Origin of the sequence: Streptomyces sp. NBC_00193, from assembly GCF_026342735.1 — a bacterium.
GTDB classification, from domain to species: Bacteria; Actinomycetota; Actinomycetes; order Streptomycetales; family Streptomycetaceae; genus Streptomyces; species Streptomyces stoeckheimensis.
The window spans coordinates 4,029,886-4,044,625 of sequence record NZ_JAPEMM010000001.1; the positions used below are offsets into that span (position 1 = coordinate 4,029,886).

At 70.9% G+C, this 14,740-nt stretch carries 12 protein-coding genes; 5 read left to right on the forward strand and 7 right to left on the reverse strand.

What is annotated here, in order from left to right:
• The first annotated feature begins 57 nt into the window (after positions 1-57).
• Complete coding sequence (locus OG898_RS17910; RefSeq protein ID WP_266957966.1) at positions 58-432, forward strand: nuclear transport factor 2 family protein; 375 nt, start codon at positions 58-60, stop codon at positions 430-432.
• An 83-nt stretch (positions 433-515) separates the two neighbouring features.
• Here OG898_RS17910 and OG898_RS17915 read toward each other — a convergent pair whose 3' ends face one another.
• A complete protein-coding gene (locus tag OG898_RS17915) occupies positions 516-1,094 on the reverse strand; it encodes a DUF937 domain-containing protein (RefSeq protein WP_266957968.1) in 579 nt (192 codons plus the stop codon).
• A gap of 311 nt (positions 1,095-1,405) precedes the next feature.
• On the opposite strand from OG898_RS17915, the gene OG898_RS17920 reads away from it, so the two are divergent.
• Together OG898_RS17920 and OG898_RS17925 are read left to right on the forward strand one after the other, a co-directional pair.
• Entirely contained in the window at positions 1,406-3,652 is a 2,247-nt protein-coding gene (locus OG898_RS17920; protein ID WP_250739573.1) for an ATP-dependent RecD-like DNA helicase, read from the forward strand.
• Positions 3,653-3,835: 183 nt separating this feature from the next.
• Positions 3,836-5,125: a citrate synthase gene (locus OG898_RS17925; RefSeq protein WP_243335006.1), complete on the forward strand. Its 1,290-nt coding sequence runs from the start codon at positions 3,836-3,838 to the stop codon at positions 5,123-5,125.
• 302 nt (positions 5,126-5,427) lie between these two features.
• Here OG898_RS17925 and OG898_RS17930 read toward each other — a convergent pair whose 3' ends face one another.
• Both OG898_RS17930 and OG898_RS17935 read right to left on the reverse strand, forming a co-directional pair.
• Positions 5,428-7,713 (reverse strand): cation-translocating P-type ATPase, encoded by a 2,286-nt coding sequence (locus tag OG898_RS17930; protein ID WP_250739572.1) that lies wholly within the window; start codon positions 7,711-7,713, stop codon positions 5,428-5,430.
• A 114-nt stretch (positions 7,714-7,827) separates the two neighbouring features.
• Entirely contained in the window at positions 7,828-8,061 is a 234-nt protein-coding gene (locus OG898_RS17935; protein WP_250739571.1) for a heavy-metal-associated domain-containing protein, read from the reverse strand.
• Between the two features lie 177 nt (positions 8,062-8,238).
• On the opposite strand from OG898_RS17935, the gene OG898_RS17940 reads away from it, so the two are divergent.
• Positions 8,239-9,492 carry a cation:proton antiporter gene (locus OG898_RS17940; protein WP_266960310.1) on the forward strand — a complete coding sequence of 418 codons (1,254 nt, stop codon included), beginning with the start codon at positions 8,239-8,241 and terminating at the stop codon, positions 9,490-9,492.
• Here the strand turns inward: OG898_RS17940 and OG898_RS17945 are convergent.
• Entirely contained in the window at positions 9,470-10,225 is a 756-nt protein-coding gene (locus OG898_RS17945; RefSeq protein ID WP_250739569.1) for a TetR/AcrR family transcriptional regulator, read from the reverse strand. The two genes, OG898_RS17940 and OG898_RS17945, sit on opposite strands and share 23 nt — an antisense overlap.
• A gap of 141 nt (positions 10,226-10,366) precedes the next feature.
• On the opposite strand from OG898_RS17945, the gene OG898_RS17950 reads away from it, so the two are divergent.
• Positions 10,367-12,619 carry an MMPL family transporter gene (locus tag OG898_RS17950; RefSeq protein WP_250739568.1) on the forward strand — a complete coding sequence of 751 codons (2,253 nt, stop codon included), beginning with the start codon at positions 10,367-10,369 and terminating at the stop codon, positions 12,617-12,619.
• 43 nt (positions 12,620-12,662) lie between these two features.
• Here the strand turns inward: OG898_RS17950 and OG898_RS17955 are convergent, their stop codons facing one another.
• From OG898_RS17955 to OG898_RS17965, 3 genes are all read right to left on the reverse strand, one after another.
• A complete protein-coding gene (locus OG898_RS17955; RefSeq protein ID WP_053674774.1) occupies positions 12,663-12,863 on the reverse strand; it encodes an AlpA family transcriptional regulator in 201 nt (66 codons plus the stop codon).
• Between the two features lie 247 nt (positions 12,864-13,110).
• Positions 13,111-13,647 (reverse strand): GNAT family N-acetyltransferase, encoded by a 537-nt coding sequence (locus OG898_RS17960; RefSeq protein ID WP_266957972.1) that lies wholly within the window; start codon positions 13,645-13,647, stop codon positions 13,111-13,113.
• A 64-nt stretch (positions 13,648-13,711) separates the two neighbouring features.
• Entirely contained in the window at positions 13,712-14,734 is a 1,023-nt protein-coding gene (locus OG898_RS17965; protein ID WP_266957974.1) for a Gfo/Idh/MocA family protein, read from the reverse strand.
• Positions 14,735-14,740 lie beyond the last annotated feature (6 nt).

Genomic DNA, 14,740 nt, shown 5'->3' on the forward strand with positions numbered 1-14,740 from the left:
TTCGTCTTCGTCTTCCGTCTGTCCGTCTTTTCGTCCACACCCTTAAGGAGCAAGGCCGTGACAACGACGTCGCCCGCACCGGTGACCGCCGAATCCCTGGTGGCCCGGCTGTTCCAGGTGATCGACTCCCGCTCGTGGGACCGGCTCGGCGAGGTCTTCGCGCCGGACGCCGTGTACGAACGGCCGGGCTATCCGGCACTGGAGGGTCTCGACCGGATCCGCCGGTTCTACGAGCACGAACGGATCATCACCTCGGGTGCCCACGAGGTGAGCCAGGTGACCGGAGGCCTCGCCGCGGCGGCCTGCTGGGGGCGGTTCCAGGGCGCCGGCAAGGACGGCACGGTCCTGGACGAGGCCTTCGCCGACACCTACCTCGTCCGCGACGGCAGGATCGAGCGCCGCAAGACCTTCTTCTTCCGCCCGGCGATCTGACGGCCGACCCGACCAGGGTCCGGACCGCCGGAGGGCGGTCCGGACCCGGCACGGGGCCGTTTCGTCCGAACGGGTGAAACGAGCTACTTCTTGCCGCCGCCGAGGATCTGGCCGAGCAGGTCGCCGAGGCCGCCGCCGGCCCCCGGGGCCGCGCCCGCCGCTCCCGGTACCGCTCCCGGCGACGGGATCGGGGACTCGGCGCCCGCCGCCGACGGCGCCCCGGCGCCCGCGCCCCCGGCCTTCCCGGCCGCACGCTTGGCGAAGACCGCCAGCAGGACCGGGATCAGCATCTCGATGACCCGGGCGACGGTCGGCGCGGGGATGCCGGTCTTCTTGGAGACCGCGTTGGCCACGGGCTTGCTCACCTTGGCGAGCACCCCGGCCATCATCCCGCCGCTGAGCAGGCCGCCCAGGCCGCCGCCGAGGGTGGCCACGCCTTCCAGCGGGGCCTGGGTGACCTCGGCGAAGGCCTGGCGGACTTCGTTGCCGTCGTCGTCATCGGCGTCGGCCTTCTGCTGGAGGTCGCCGGTCATCGCCCCGACCGTGGCCGCGACGGTGTCCCGGGCGCCGTTCGTGTCGGTGCCGAGGAGGCCCGCGATCTCGGTCAGCTTGTCGTCGCCGAGTTCGGTCAGCACGTCGTCCTGGAAGGAAGATTCGCTCATGCCTGAAACGCTACTTCTGTGGTGATTCAGCGGCACCTCGGATGGCCCCGGAACCGCCCTTGGGTAATGGAAAGGTAAAGTTCCGGATCCGCGTGCAACCACGGACGGGGGTCGAGGGTCGTACGTTGCGTCGGAAACTTCCGGGGGGGATCCGGGGGGATCGGGAAGTCCGACGAGGGAGGGGTAACCGTGAGGGGGTCCGGCCGAAAGGCAGGACCCCCTTTTGGTTGGCCTCTGGTTGGCCTTCGGCCGTCCACCGCGATTTCCACAGGCCCGGCGGAACTGTCGCACCCGGGCTGTAGCTTCGGGCCATGACGACGAACGCGGCCATGGCACCGGCGGTGGTCGAGGGGGTGCTGGAGCGCATCACCTACGCCAATGAGGAGAGCGGGTACACGGTCGCCCGGGTGGACACCGGCCGTGGCGCCGGCGACCTGCTCACGGTCGTCGGATCCCTCCTCGGGGCCCAGCCGGGTGAATCGCTGCGCATGGAGGGCCGCTGGGGCTCGCACGCCCAGTACGGCAGGCAGTTCACCGTGGAGAACTACACGACGCTGCTGCCCGCGACCATCCAGGGGATCCGCCGCTACCTCGGCTCCGGCCTGATCAAGGGCATCGGCCCGAAGATCGCCGACCGGATCGTGGAGCACTTCGGCCTCGACACCCTCGACGTCATCGAGGAGCAGCCGAAGCGGCTGATCGAAGTGCCCGGCCTCGGCCCCAAGCGGACCAAGCTCATCGGCGCCGCCTGGGAGGAACAGAAGGCCATCAAGGAGGTCATGGTCTTCCTCCAGGGAGTCGGCGTCTCCACCTCCATCGCGGTGCGCATCTACAAGAAGTACGCCGACGCCTCCATCTCCGTGGTGAAGAACCAGCCGTACCGGCTCGCCGCCGACGTCTGGGGCATCGGCTTCCTCACCGCCGACCGCATCGCGCAGGCCGTCGGGATCCCGCACGACAGCCCGGAGCGGGTCAAGGCGGGCCTCCAGTACGCCCTGTCCCAGTCCGCCGACCAGGGGCACTGCTTCCTGCCCGAGGACCGGCTCATCGCCGACGGGGTCAAGCTGCTCCAGGTGGACACCGGGCTGGTCATCGACTGCCTGGCCGAGCTCGCCGCCGATCCGGAAGGGGTCGTACGGGAATCCGTGCCGGACCCGCAGGGCGGCCCGGACCCCCTCACCGCCGTGTACCTGGTGCCGTTCCACCGCGCCGAGCTGTCCCTGGCCGGTCAGGTGCGCCGCCTCCTGAACGCCGACGAGGACCGGCTGCCCGCCTTCCGGGACGTGGACTGGGACAAGGCCCTGGGCTGGCTCGCCGGCCGGACCGGAGCCACGCTGGCCCCCGCGCAGCGGGACGCGGTCCGGCTCGCCCTCACCCGCCGGGTCGCGGTCCTCACCGGCGGGCCGGGCTGCGGGAAGTCCTTCACCGTGCGCTCGATCGTGGAGCTCGCCCGGGCCAAGAAGGCCAAGGTCGTCCTCGCCGCCCCCACGGGCCGGGCGGCGAAGCGGCTGGCCGAGCTCACCGGGGCCGAGGCCTCCACCGTGCACCGGCTCCTGGAACTGAAACCGGGCGGGGACGCGGCGTACGACCGGGAGCGGCCGCTCGATGCGGACCTGGTCGTCGTGGACGAGGCCTCGATGCTCGACCTGCTGCTGGCGAACAAGCTGGTCAAGGCCGTGGCACCGGGTGCCCACCTGCTGCTGGTGGGGGACGTGGACCAGCTGCCCTCCGTCGGGGCGGGGGAGGTGCTGCGCGATCTGCTCGCCGAGGGCGGGCCGGTCCCGGCCGTCCGGCTGACCACCATCTTCCGGCAGGCCCAGCAGTCCGGGGTGGTCACCAACGCCCACCGGATCAACACCGGCCTGCCGCCGATCACCGACGGGCTGCCCGACTTCTTCCTCTTCCCCGAGGAGGACACCGAGGAGGCCGGAAAGCTCGCCGTCGACGTCGCCGCCCGTCGCATTCCGGCCAGATTCGGTCTCGACCCGAGGCGGGACATCCAGGTCCTGGCCCCCATGCACCGCGGTCCGGCCGGCGCCGGAAACCTCAACGCGCTGCTCCAGCAGGCCATCACGCCGGCCCGGCCGAATCTGCCCGAGAAGCGGTTCGGCGGCCGCGTCTTCCGCGTCGGCGACAAGGTCACGCAGATCCGCAACAACTACGACAAGGGCGCCAACGGGGTCTTCAACGGCACGGTCGGCGTGGTCACCGGCCTTGACCTGGAGGAACAGCGGCTGACGGTGCGCACGGACGAAGACGAGGAAGTGGCCTACGAGTTCGCGGAGCTCGACGAGCTGGCCCACGCGTACGCCGTCACCATCCACCGCTCCCAGGGGAGCGAATATCCGGCCGTCGTGATCCCGGTCACCACCGGTGCTTGGATGATGCTCCAACGGAACCTGCTGTATACGGCCGTCACCCGGGCGAAGAAATTGGTCGTCCTGGTCGGGTCCCGCAAAGCCCTCGCTCAGGCGGTGCGTACCGTTTCCGCAGGCAGGAGGTACACGGCCGTCGCGCCCAGGCTGTCCGGCCGCATACCGGTGGGAAACATCACCTAGATGATCGATCATTTGGGGTTCCTACAACGGTTGCGGAGGGGGCAGGATGTGCACGCTGGCGGCACTGAGTGCCGTCAAAAACACCAAAGCTCGACCCCGAGTGCACTCACCTGCGCCAAATGGGGGAAGGTAGAGGCAGTCAGGGCACCTCGAAGAAGAGGCACTACGTCGGTGAGGGATGACGTGAGCGACAACTCTGTAGTACTGCGGTACGCGGACGGTGAATACACCTACCCGGTGGTCGAGAGCACCGTCGGTGACCAGGGCTTCGACATCTCGAAGCTCAGGGCTCAGACCGGGCTGGTCACCCTGGACAGCGGCTACGGAAACACCGCCGCCTATAAGTCCGCCATTACTTACCTCGACGGTGAGCAGGGCATCCTGCGCTACCGCGGTTACCCGATCGAGCAGCTGGCGGAGCGCTCGACCTTCATCGAGGTCGCCTACCTGCTGATCAACGGGGAGCTGCCGACCGTCGACCAGCTCGCGTCGTTCCGCAACGAGATCACCCAGCACACGCTGCTGCACGAGGACGTCAAGCGTTTCTACGACGGCTTCCCGCGCGACGCGCACCCGATGGCGATGCTGTCCTCCGTGGTCAGCGCGCTGTCGACGTTCTACCAGGACAGCCACAACCCGTTCGACGAGAAGCAGCGCAACCTCTCGACGATCCGGCTGCTGGCCAAGCTCCCGACGATCGCGGCGTACGCGTACAAGAAGTCGGTCGGCCACCCGGTGGTCTACCCGCGCAACGACCTCGGCTACGTCGAGAACTTCCTGCGCATGACCTTCTCCGTGCCGGCCCAGGAGTACGACCTGGACCCGGTCGTGGTCGCCGCGCTCGACAAGCTGCTGATCCTGCACGCGGACCACGAGCAGAACTGTTCGACCTCCACCGTGCGTCTGGTCGGCTCCTCGCAGGCGAACATGTTCGCCTCGATCTCCGCCGGCATCTCGGCCCTGTGGGGCCCGCTGCACGGTGGCGCCAACCAGTCGGTTCTGGAGATGCTCGAGGGCATCAAGAACGACGGCGGCGACGTCGACGCCTTCATCCGCAAGGTGAAGAACAAGGAAGACGGCGTCCGCCTGATGGGCTTCGGGCACCGCGTCTACAAGAGCTTCGACCCCCGGGCGAAGATCATCAAGGCGGCGGCGCACGATGTCCTCTCGGCGCTCGGCAAGGACGACGAGCTCCTCGACATCGCCCTGAAGCTGGAAGAGCACGCGCTGGCCGACGAGTACTTCGTCGAGCGCAACCTCTACCCGAACGTCGACTTCTACACCGGCCTGATCTACCGGGCCATGGGCTTCCCGACCGAGATGTTCACCGTGCTCTTCGCGATCGGCCGGCTGCCCGGCTGGATCGCCCAGTGGCACGAGATGATCAAGGAGCCCGGCTCCCGCATCGGCCGCCCGCGCCAGATCTACACCGGCGAGGTCCTGCGCGACTTCGTTCCGGTCGAGTCCCGCTGACCCGAGGGTCGAGCCGCAGTAACCGCAGGACTCGCAGCACCAGTAGGACGCGCAGTACAGGAAAAGCGCCCCGCCATCGATCCCCCCACGGGTCGAAGGTCGGGGCGCTTTCCTTACCCCGGAACGGATTCCCCCCACGGGACCCGGACCGGGTGTCTGTGTGCCGACGAAACGTGTAGTCGTCCCAACACGTTTTCGGCATCGCCCCATTAGACCCACGGGCCTGCCCGAAGGTTACGTCGGGGCCCCTGTGATCTGCGTCTCGTGTGAAGGTGGTGTGCGTGAGACGTGAAGGGTGATCACTAGCGGAAGGACCGCAGCCGCAGGCTGTTGGTGACCACGAAGACCGAGGAGAAGGCCATCGCGGCCCCCGCGATCATCGGGTTGAGCAGTCCGGCGGCGGCCAGCGGCAGCGCCGCGACGTTGTAGCCGAAGGCCCAGAAGAGGTTGCCCTTGATGGTGGCCAGGGTCCGGCGCGAGAGCCGGATCGCGTCGGCCGCGACCCGCAAGTCGCCCCGTACGAGGGTCAGGTCGCTCGCCTCGATCGCCGCGTCGGTGCCGGTGCCCATGGCCAGGCCCAGGTCGGCCTGGGCCAGCGCGGCGGCGTCGTTGACCCCGTCGCCGACCATGGCGACCGTACGGCCCTCGGCCTGCAGCCGGCGCACGACGTCCACCTTGTCCTGCGGGAGGACCTCGGCGATGACCTCGTCGATGCCCACCGCGCGGGCCACGGTCTGCGCCACGGCCTGGTTGTCGCCCGTCAGCAGGACCGGGGTCAGCCCCAGCGCCCGCAGCCGGGTCACGGCCTCGGCGCTGGTGTCCTTGACCGCGTCGGCCACGGTCAGCACGCCCCGGGCCTCTCCGTCCCAGGCGACCAGCACGGCGGTGGAACCCTCGGCCTCGGCGGCGGCCTTGACCTCGGCGAGGGCGGCGGGCAGCGCGATCGACCAGTCGGCGAGCAGCTTCTCGCGTCCCACCAGGACGGCGTGTCCGTCGACCACGCCCTGGACGCCGAGGCCGCCGTGGTTCTCGAAGCCCTCGGGAACCGACAGCCCGCCGGGGAGTTCCGCGGCGCCCGCCGCGATGGCCCGGGCGATCGGGTGCTCGGAGGCGTGCTCCAGGGACCCGGCCAGGCGCAGCAGTTCGGCGGCGTCCACGCCCTCGGCGGGGTGGGTGCCGGCCAGGGTCATCCGGCCGGTGGTCACGGTGCCGGTCTTGTCGAGGACGACGGTGTCCACGCGGCGGGTGGACTCCAGTACCTCGGGGCCCTTGATCAGGATGCCGAGCTGCGCGCCCCGGCCGGTGCCGACCATCAGCGCGGTCGGAGTGGCCAGGCCCAGGGCGCACGGGCAGGCGATGATCAGCACGGCCACGGCGGCGGTGAAGGCGGCCGTCGGGTTGTCGGTGATCAGCAGCCAGGTGACCCAGGTGCCCAGGGCCAGGACGAGCACGACCGGGACGAAGACCCCGGAGATCCGGTCGGCGAGGCGCTGCACCTCGGCCTTGCCGTTCTGCGCGTCCTCGACCAGCTTGGCCATCCGGGCGAGCTGGGTGTCCGAGCCGACGCGGGTGGCCTCGACGACGAGCCGGCCGGAGGTGTTGACGGTGGCTCCGGTGACGGTGTCGCCCACGGTGACCTCGACCGGGACGGATTCACCGGTCAGCATGGCGGCGTCCACGGCGGAGCTGCCCTCGACGACGGTGCCGTCGGTGGCGATCTTCTCGCCGGGCCGGACGAGGAACCGGTCGCCCACCGCGAGCGCGCTCACGGGGATGCGCACCTCGGTCCCGCCGCGCAGGACCGCCACGTCCTTGGCGCCGAGCCGCATCAGGGCCTTGAGGGCCGCTCCGGCCTTCCGCTTCGAGCGGGCCTCCAGGTACCGGCCGAGCAGGATGAAGCTGACGACTCCCGCCGCCACCTCCAGGTAGATCGCCGAGGAGCCGTCCGTGCGGGAGATGGTGAGGTCGAAGCCGTGCCGCATGCCGGGCATTCCGGCGTGGCCGAAGAACAGGGCCCACAGCGACCAGAGGAAGGCCGCCCCGGTGCCGACCGAGACCAGGGTGTCCATGGTGGCGGCGCCGTGCCGGGCGTTGGTCCAGGCGGCCTTGTGGAAGGGGAGCGCGCCCCAGACGACGACGGGGGCGGCCAGGGTCAGCGAGAGCCACTGCCAGTTGTCGAACTGGAGGGCCGGGATCATCGCGAGCAGGACCACGGGCAGCGAGAGCACCACGGAGACCAGCAGGCGCTGGCGCAGCGCGGCCAGTTCGGGGTCGCGGGCCTCGTCGGGGGCCTGCGCCTCCTCGACCTGCGCGGGCACCGGCGGCGGGGGCTCCTCGGCGGTGTAGCCGGTCTTGACGACCGTCGCGATGAGGTCGGCGACCTGCACGTCGGCGCCGTAGGAGACCTTGGCCTTCTCGGTGGCGTAGTTCACCGACGCGGTGACCCCGTCCATCCGGTTCAGCTTCTTCTCGATGCGGGCCGCGCAGGAGGCGCAGGTCATCCCGCCGATGGTCAGCTCGACCTCGGCGGTGGGCTCGGCGGCGCCGGCCGCCGCTATGGGTCCGTCGTGCACTGTGCTGCTGCTCATGATCCGGGCTCCAGGGGGTGGGCCGGGCCGTACGGAACCAGTATGAGCTGGTCGGTACGGCCCGGCGGGGTGCTGCGGGTACTGCCGAAGCGGGTGCTGCCGAAGAGGAGGTGCTCAGGCCTGGCCGGCGAACTCGTAGCCGGCCTCGTCGACGGCGGCGCGTACGGCGGCCTCGTCGAGCGGGGCGGCCGAGACCACGGTGACCTCGCCGGTCGCGGCGACGGCCTTGACCGAGCTGACGCCCGCCAGGGCGGTGAGCTCGGCGGTGACCGCGCCCTCGCAGTGCCCGCAGGTCATGCCGGTCACCCGGTAGACGGTGGTGGTCTGGGTGTCCGTGTCGGCGCTCATGTCGTTCTCCTCTTCAAGGGCGTGTCCGGGGGGCCGGAAGGGGCGGCGGATCGCTCGTAAGGAGTCCACCGTTCATCCCGACACTTCGAGACTATACCCCTAGGGGGTATCGACGCGAGCATTCGACGAGATCTTTTGCGGTGGACAATCCGCGTGAACCATATGTAAATGGCGCATATGGAGCACACGGGGACCACTCTCATCCTGATCATGTCGATCGCGGTGCTCGCGCCCCTTCTCGCGTACGGGGTCTCGCGCTGGCTCCCCGTTCCGCTGGTGATCTTCGAGATCGTCCTGGGCGTCCTGGTCGGACCCGACGTCCTCGGCTGGGCGCACTCCACCGACGTCATCGACGTGCTCAGCGAGCTCGGGCTCGCGATGCTGATCTTCCTGGCCGGCTACGAGATCCAGTTCGCGCAGGTCAAGGGCGACACCCTGAAACGGTCGGTGTGGGCCTGGATGGCCGCCCTCGCACTCGGGCTCGGGATCGGACTGCTGCTGTCGGGCGGCGGGTTCGACAAGGGCGTCTACATCGGCACCGCGCTCACCAGCACCGCCCTCGGCACGATCCTGCCGGTCCTGCGGGACTCGGGGGACCTCCAGAGCCGGTTCGGCTCGGTGATGATGGCGATGGGTGCGGTCGGCGAGTTCGGGCCGATCATCGCGATGGCCCTGCTGCTGAGCGGGCGGGCGCCGGGGCAGTCGGCGGCGCTGCTGATCGGCTTCGCGGTGCTCACCGCCGCCGCCGTGTTCTGGGCGATGCGGCCCAAGCCGCCCTGGTTCGCCCGGGTCATCGCCAAGACCCTGCACAGCAGCGGCCAGTTCGCGGTGCGCCTGGTGGTGCTGATCCTCGTCGCGTTCCTGGCGCTCTCCGAGGTGCTCGGCCTCGACGTCCTGCTCGGCGCCTTCGCCGCCGGGCTGATCACCCGGCTCGTGCTGCACGGGGCCGCCCCGGAGAGCAGCGAGGCCGTGTTGTCGAAGGTGGAGGCCATGGGATTCGGCTTCCTGGTGCCGCTGTTCTTCGTGGTCACCGGGATCGAGTTCGACCTGGCCGCGCTGCTCGGGGGCGGGCGGGTGCTCCTGCTGCTGCCGGTGTTCCTGCTGCTCTTCCTCGTGGTGCGCGGGCTCCCGATGTGGCTCCTGGCCCCCCGGGACCTCGGGCGCCGGGACCGGTCGGCGCTGGTGCTGTTCGGTTCCACGGCGCTGCCGCTGGTGGTGGCGATCACCACGCTGGGCGTGCAGGAGGGAAAGCTGGGGTCGGGGGAGGCCGCGGCGCTGGTCGGGGCCGGGATGGTGTCCGTCCTGGTCTTCCCACTGGTGGGGCTGCGGTTGCGGGCGGGATCCGGTGACGGGTCCGGGGCGGGATCCGGAGCCGCCGGGCCGGGGTCCGGGGGTGTCGGGCAGATGGTCAGTGAGGAGGAAGCGTGGTGAACATCGGGTCCAGGTAGCGGAACAGGACGGTCTTCAGTTCCGTGACGTAGGCGGCCCGGTCCGCGCCCTCGCTGGCCAGGATCAGTTCGAGCGCGGTCTTGACGATCCCGAGCACCATGTGGGCGACGTGGGTGAGCTCGGCTTCGGTGGCGGGGGCGCCGTCGGCGGCGGGGGCGACGCAGGCGCGCAGCACCTCCTCGACGCGGGTCAGCATGCCGACGTGCAGCTCGTCGTGTTCCTGGGAGATGCCGGGGATGCCGGCGCCGTGCATGAGCGCCCAGAAGGCCGGGTTCTCGCAGTTGAAGGCGATGACCGGATCCAGGACGGCGTCGAGCAGCTCGGGCAGCGGCCGGTTCAGGTTCTCGGGGAGGAAGGCCCGGCCGTGCGCCTCGTGGGCGCGCTGGAGGAGGTGTCCGCCGAGCTCTACGGCGATGGCCTCCTTGTTCGGGAAGAACTGGTAGAGCGTGCCCGGGGAGACGCCGGCCTCGCGGGCGATGGCGTTGGTGCTGGCCGCCGCGTAACCCGTACGGCAGAACACCCCGGCGGCGGCCGCCAGGAGCTGGGCGATCCGGCGCTCACCGCGGGCCTGGCGGCGGCGGGGGGCGGCTTCCGGTGCTGCTTCCGGCGCGGCCTTCGCGGCGCTCGTGGTCTTCGCAGCCTTCGCGGCCCCGGCGGTCTCCGCGGTCGGTTCTCCCGCTTTGTCCGGACTTTTGGTCCGAGAGGTCTCCCGCATGTCCAATCCCTTGCTTCCCGTTGCTTCCCGTGGGTGATTGACAAACGCGAGAGGTCGCTCGCATTCTTGAGAAACGCGAGCGACTGCTCGTGTTTGCCAGTCTAAGTGGCCTGGCAATCACGGTGAAGGGGACACCGAGACATGTCTCAAGTCAAGAAACCGCCGTCGCCTGGGGAGGGCGGCCGGTGGACCGGGTTCGTCACCACACGGCCGAGGCTCTCGCTGCTGCTCGCCCTCGTGGTCACGGCCCTGGCCGTCTTCGCGGGCGGAGGCGTGGCCGACCGGCTCGGAAGCGGGGGCTGGGAGGACCCCGGCGCCGGCTCCACCTATGCCACCAAGGCGCTGGAGCGCGAGTTCCCCGGCTCCCAGCCCAATCTGCTGCTGCTCGTCGACGTAGCCGCCGGGGCGGCCGGGGTGGACGACCCCGCCGTCGCCGCCGAGGCCGAGCGGCTGACGGCGCGGCTCGCCGCCGAGCCGGGGGTGACCGGCGTGGGCTCGTACTGGCGGACCGGGATGCCCACCCTGCGCTCCGAGGACGGCCGCCAGGCCCTGATAGCCGCCCGGGTGCTCGGCGACGAGAAGACGGCCAACGCCGTCCTGGACCGGATCGTGCCGAGCTACCGCGGCGAGCACGGACCGCTGAAGGTGTCCCTCGGCGGCCCCGCCGCCGTCCAGCGCGAGGTGACCTCCACCATCCAGGAGGACCTGCTGCGCGCCGAGCTGATCGCCCTGCCCGTGACGCTCATCCTGCTCGTCCTCGTCTTCGGCAGCGCCATCGCGGCCCTGCTGCCCCTCGGTGTCGGCATCGTCGCCATCATCGGAACCAATGCCGTGCTGCGCGGACTCACCGAGTTCACCGACGTCTCCGTCTTCGCGCAGAACCTGACCACCGCCCTCGGACTCGGCCTCGCCGTCGACTACGCCCTGTTCATCGTGCGGAGGTTCCGCGAGGAGCTGGCCGCCGGGCGCGACCCGGTCGCGGCCGTCGGAGTCACCCTGCGGACCGCCGGGCGGACGGTCCTGTTCTCGGCGCTGACCGTGGCCGTCGCCCTCTCGGCCATGCTCTTCTTCCCGATGTACTTCCTGCGCTCCTTCGCCTACGCCGGAGTCGCGGTCGTCCTGCTCGCCGCCGCGGCCGCGCTCATCGTGCTGCCCGCGGCACTGGTGCTGCTGGGCGAGCGGGTCAACTCCTTCGACCTGCGCCGGCTGTGGCGCCGGGCCGGACCGGCCGGGAGCGACCCGGGACGGGCCGGAGGCGGGCGCGGCTGGGCCCGGCTGACCGACCTGGTGATGCGCCGGGCCCCGGTGTTCGCCGTGGCCACCACGGCCGGACTGCTGCTGCTCGGACTGCCCTTCCTCGGAGTGAAGTTCGGCACCGTGGACGACCGGCAGCTGCCGGTGACCGCCGAATCCCACGTGGTGCAGCAGCACATCCGCGAAGGCTTCCCGGGCAGCCCCGGCGGAGCACTGACCGTGCTGACCGAGGGAGCCTCCGGCGCCGCCGATCTCGACGCCTACAAGCAGCGGGTGGCGGCCCTGCCCGGAGTGCTGGGGGTGGAAGGACCGGTGAGTTCGGCCTCCGGCACCGGATACGCCTACTTCTCGGTGCTCACCAAGGGCGAGGAAGTCGGACAGGAGACTCAGGACCTGGTGGGCCTGGTCAGGGCGGTGGACGCACCCTTCGACAGGGCGGTGACCGGACAGGCCGCGGTGCTCGTCGACGCCCGCGACGCCATAGCCGAGAAACTGCCCCTGGCCCTGGCCGTCGTGGTGCTGGCCACCCTGCTCCTGGTCTTCCTGCTCACCGGGAGCCTGCTGATACCCCTCCAGGCGGTGCTGCTCAACGCGCTGAGCCTGACCGCGATGTTCGGGGCGGTGGTGTGGGTGTTCCAGGAGGGCCACCTCTCCGGACTGCTGTCCTTCACCTCCACCGGAGACATCGAGACCACCCTGCCCGTGCTGATGTTCTGCATCGCCTTCGGACTCTCCATGGACTACGGGGTGTTCCTCATATCCCGCATCAAGGAGGAGTACGACCGGACCGGGGACCACGAGGGCGCGGTGCGCGCCGGGCTGACCCGCACGGGTGGACTGATCACCGCCGCGGCCGTGATCCTGGCGGTGGTGATGGTCGCCATCGGCAGCTCGCGGGTGACCAACACCAAGATGCTGGGCCTGGGAATCGCCCTGGCCGTGCTGATGGACGCGATGGTCGTGCGCAGCCTGCTGGTTCCGGCGGTGATGAAGCTGACCGGGAAGGCCACCTGGTGGGCGCCTGCGCCGCTGCGCCGACTGCACGAGCGCTTCGGGCTGAGCGAGGGGGAGCCGGCGCCGACCGCCGGGCAGTCCGAGCCCGAGACCGAGCCCGCGCCCGTGCCCGCAGGGAGCCGCTAGCGGACGGGGCCCGGGAGGGTCCCGTCCTGGACCGGACGCCGCGTCAGTCCTCGCGGCGTCCGCGGTTGCCGGGCCGGCGCGCCACCCAGGCGCGGATGGTGTCGGCGTACCAGTAGGGCTTGCCGCCCTCCACGTGGTCGGGAGCGGGCAGCAGCCCGTGCTTGCGGTAGGAGCGCACCGTGTCCGGCTGGACCCGGATGTGAGCGGCGATCTCCTTGTACGACCACAGCTGTCGGTCGCTCATCCTCGACACCTCCTTGTCCACGCCGCGGGGCCGGCCGGGAGGCCGTCGGGGGAACCGGCGCGTGGACACTGACGATCACTCAGGTTGTGCCCGGGGAACGACGCAGGGTGAGGTCAGGGGAGGGCCTGTCGTCCGGCTGTGACGGAAGACCCGCGTAATGCGGACATGTGTGACACCCCGACGACCCCCGTGACGCAGGTGGCACACAGGGCGCGGGCGGCATCCCCGATCACGCCCCGCTCGCCCGCTACATCGGGAGGGAGAACAGCCGTACCGGCCCCGAGGGCCAGATCGCGTCATCGTGCAGCGGGATCACCATGGTGCGGAGCGGCATGGCGACCAAGCGGTCTCCGGGTTGTTCGACGTGGACGTCCTCGTCGAGCAGGTGCCATCCGAGGCGCTCGTACAGCGGCACGAGCGGCGGCCGGCAGAACAGGAGCGCGTGCCGCGGGCCCATCGTGCGTGCGTGGCGCAGTGCGGCCGCGAGGACGAGCCGTGCCAGTCCGCGACCGCGCACGTCGGGGGCGACGGCCACTCCTCCGACGCCCACCACCTCCGTCTCGGTGCCGCCGATCGCAACGGGCAGCCGGAGCAGGCCCGCGTGGGCCAGCAACCGGTCGTCGGAGGTGACGCCGAAGTGTTCCTCCTTCGGCAGCCACGTCAAGCCGGCCGCGCTCACGCCGAACGGGTCGGCGCCGCCACCGAGGATCTCGTCCTGTTCCGTTTTCGTGTACCGGGAAAGTCGCATCGCGACCGGGATCGCGGAGGAAGGTATCTCGGGCATTCCCCCATGATGCCCCGTTGGTCGGAGACCGGCCGTGGGCGCGTCCCTGGTCCGGGCGGCCGGATCAGCGGTACAGAGAGGGGCGTTCGGCCAGTTCGACCGGGGTCCGTACGCCACTGTGCGCCGCGGTGAGGCCCGCCTCGGAGACGGCCGCCGCCGCGTAGCCGTCCCACGCGTCGGGACCGTCCACGCGGCCCAGCGCGGCCGCGGCGACCCAGCGGCGCAGCTGGCGGTCGTAGGCGTCGGCGAAGCGGACCGTGAAGTCCTGGTCGATCTCCCCGCCCCACCGGCCCGCAGACTGGACGACCATCGCGTGGCCGTCGCCGATCCGGGCGGTGCCGGACTCGCCCACCGCCTCGCACTGCACCTGGTAGCCGAAGCCGCAGTTGACGAAGATCTCCACGTCGACCACGGCCCCTCCGGAGGTCTCCATGAGGACGAACCGGGGATCGCGCAGCCCCTCGCGGGCGGCCGAGGCGGCCGAGGACGGCGTCGGGGAGAGCACGGTCACCGCCGTGATCTCCTGGCCCAGCAGCCAGCGGGCCGCGTCCACCTCGTGCACCACCGAATCGGTGATCAGCATGTCGCTGGTGAAGAAGGACGGCGAAGCGGCGTTGCGGTGCCGGCAGTGCAGGAACAGCGGCCGCCCGATGCCGCCCGCGTCGAGCAGCTCCTTGAGCCGCGCGTACTCGGCGTCGTAGCGCCGCATGAAGCCGACCTGGACGAGCCGGCGGCCCAGCCGCGCCTCCGCCTCCATGATCCGCAGGGCGCCCGCCGGATCGGGGGTCAGCGGCTTCTCGCAGAGCACCGGCAGCCCCCGCTCCAGCGCGTGCAGGATCGCTTCCTCATGGGCGGGCCCGGGCGAGGCGATCAGGACGGCGTCCACCCCGGGCGCCGCTATCGCGGCCGCCGGATCGGTGTGCGCGCTCGCCCCCTCCAGGCCGGCCGCGACCTCCTTGACCCGGTCCCCGTCCGGGTCGGCCACGGCCACCACCCGGGCCCCGCCGACCGTCCGCCCGAAGCGGCGGACGTGGTCGGAGCCCATCTTCCCGGTACCGATGACGGCGATGCCGAGCGTGCTGGTCATGTTCTG